This is a genomic window from uncultured Campylobacter sp. (assembly GCF_938031315.1).
Classification (GTDB): Bacteria; Campylobacterota; Campylobacteria; order Campylobacterales; family Campylobacteraceae; genus Campylobacter_B.
Window position 1 is genome coordinate 1 of record NZ_CALHHT010000050.1, and the last position, 2,547, is coordinate 2,547.

The following is a 2,547-nucleotide window of genomic DNA, read 5'->3' on the forward strand; positions in this document are numbered from 1 at the left end:
GCGTCGTCATCGGCGGGGCTTTCGGCAAGATCGTAACCTCGCTCGTAAGCGACATCATGATGCCGGTTTTAGGACTTCTTACGGGAGGCATGAATTTTACCGATCTTAAGATCGTGCTAAAAGAAGCGGTGGGGCAGACCCCCGCCGTTACGATAAACTACGGCTCGTTTATCCAGGTAACGGTCGATTTTATCATCATCGCGTTTTGTATATTCTGCGCGATCAAGGCGATCAATAAGCTTAAAAAGCCTGCTCCTGCGCCGGAGCCTGCCGCACCTGCGGAGCCTAGCGAAGAGATTAAACTTCTTACCGAGATAAGAGACCTGCTTAAAAAATAGGTCGCGGCGATGCTTGAGAGAATTCCTTATTTCAAAGCTCTAAGCGCAGCGCAAATCGATCGTTTGGAGCAGATTAGCATCCATAAAAGCTACAAAAAGGGCGAAATTTTATTTTTCGAGGGCGAGCGCTCGCAGTATCTATTAATCCTGCTAAAAGGAATTTTAAAAATCTATAAAACCTCCGCAAAGGGGCGTGAGATCCATATGCGCGAGATCCGCCCCATCTCGCTCGTAGCCGAGATGGTAAATTTCGAAGAGACGAGCTATCCCGCTAGCGGCGTGTTTTCGACAAACGGCGAGGTGCTAAAGATCGATTATGAAAAATTTAAAAACGAGTTTATGAGCGATCCTAAAATTTGCCTGGAGCTTTTAAAATCGATGTCTGAAAAGATCCGCGCGCTAAATGCGGTCTTTGATAATCAAGTCGTGCTTAGCTGCGACGGCAAAATCGCTAAGTTTATCAACGAAAATTTTGATATTTTTATGAGCACGAAATACACTAGAATAGCCAAAATTCTAAACGTGACTCCCGAGACATTTTCGCGCACCATCACTAAATTTAAAAAGAGCGGGGCTCTCGTTTTGGACGAGGAGCACAATATCGCGAGCTTCGATCAACATAAGCTGGACGAGTATATCCAAGGCTAGAGTTTGAAAAGCGCCTATATTTTCCCGATCGTCGGTACGGTTTTATTTCTGTTTTTCAATCTTTACGTTTATAAATCGATCGGCGCGCGCTTTGCGTCATATAAAAATTTTTGGACATTTCGCCCCGCTCTGATCTTGCTTTGCATAGTTTTAGCGGTCTTTGATGCGATCTTTTTTGCCGGATTCGCCCCGGGCATGAGCTTTAAAAACGAGCTGCTTTATAAGGTCTGCGTATTTTGCGCGGCGATTACTTTATCTCTTTTTTTCCTCTGCCTTGCTTACGATGTGCTAAACGCCGCCACGCACGTGGCTAAATTTAGCGAAAACAGGCGAAAATTTTTAAAAACCTTCATCGACGTAACCTTTGTAATAATGACTTTTAGCTACCTGTTTAAGGGCTTTTTCAATGCGCTTAAGCAGCCTAAGATCACCGAGCGCGAAATAAAAATCAAAAGCTTAGCTCGCGAGCTAAGCTTCGCCGTCATCTCGGACGTGCATCTGGGAGAGTTTTTGAAAAAGGAGTTTTTGCAAGGCGTCGTAGCACAGATAAACTCGCTAAGCTTCGATGCGCTACTGATCGTGGGCGATATGTTTGATCTGCGCTCGGATGAGCTCGGGGATATTTTGCAGCCTCTTGAGGCGATCAAAAAGCCTATCTTTTTCGTCGCAGGCAACCACGAGTATTACCGCGGCGACGCAAGCGGGCTTATAGCGGCGATGCAAAAAGCGGGCGTGCGGGTGCTGCAAAACGAAAGTGAGGAATTTGAAGGGCTAAATTTAATGGGCGTGCACGATCTTAGTGGCTTTCGCTTCGGATATATGCAGCCAGATCTCGGCGCTGCGCTAGCGCAGGCAAACCCCGATAAACCAAAAATTTTACTCGCGCATCAGCCTAAATACGTCGTGGATTTCGTGCGCGACGAGGTCGATCTGTGTATCTGCGGACACACGCACGCGGGGCAAATTTTCCCATGGACGCTTTTGGTGCTGCTTAGCCAGAAGTATCTTTACGGGCTGTATAACGACGGGCTGAAGCAAATTTACGTAAGCAGCGGCGTAGGGTTTTGGGGCCCGCCGATAAGGGTCTTTGCCGATGCCGAGATCGCGCTACTTAAGCTTAGAAAGGCATAGATGAGAAGTTTTATTTCGAGGATTTTCGGTATTATCGCCGCGGTGGAATTCCCTAAATTTATACAAAATTTTATCAACCGCAAATATGTGGAATTTTTCAAAATCGATATGAGCGAATTTGATCCGCCGCAAAGCTACGCGAGCCTAAACGCGCTTTTTACTCGCCGCTTGCTGCGTCCGCGCGAGATAGCGACAGACGAGACGGCTTTTATAAGCCCTAGCGACGGCATGATCTTTGAGAGTGGATGTTGCGCCGATCTGCGAGCTTTTAGTGTAAAAGGCTGCGAATATAGCCTTAGCGAGCTGCTGGGGCGCACGTTTACGGCAAGCGAAAGCGGCGGAGCGGTTAAAAATTTAGATAATACCGCGGACGCCGCGCAAGCGAAAATCATAAGCGATGAAAACGGCGCAACTTATGTCGCGAGCGGCG

At 47.3% G+C, this 2,547-nt stretch carries 4 protein-coding genes; all 4 read left to right on the plus strand.

Annotation, left to right across the window (positions count from 1 at the left end; genetic code table 11):
• The coding region (gene mscL, locus Q0236_RS01535) for a large-conductance mechanosensitive channel protein MscL (protein WP_297914226.1) at positions 1-338 on the plus strand (338 nt) is incomplete at its 5' end.
• Between the two features lie 9 nt (positions 339-347).
• Positions 348-986: a Crp/Fnr family transcriptional regulator gene (locus Q0236_RS01540; protein ID WP_297914229.1), complete on the plus strand. Its 639-nt coding sequence runs from the start codon at positions 348-350 to the stop codon at positions 984-986.
• A 3-nt stretch (positions 987-989) separates the two neighbouring features.
• Entirely contained in the window at positions 990-2,117 is a 1,128-nt protein-coding gene (locus Q0236_RS01545) for a metallophosphoesterase (protein ID WP_297914232.1), read from the plus strand.
• A partial coding sequence (locus Q0236_RS01550) for a phosphatidylserine decarboxylase (protein WP_297914235.1) occupies positions 2,118-2,547 on the plus strand: 430 nt, incomplete at its 3' end.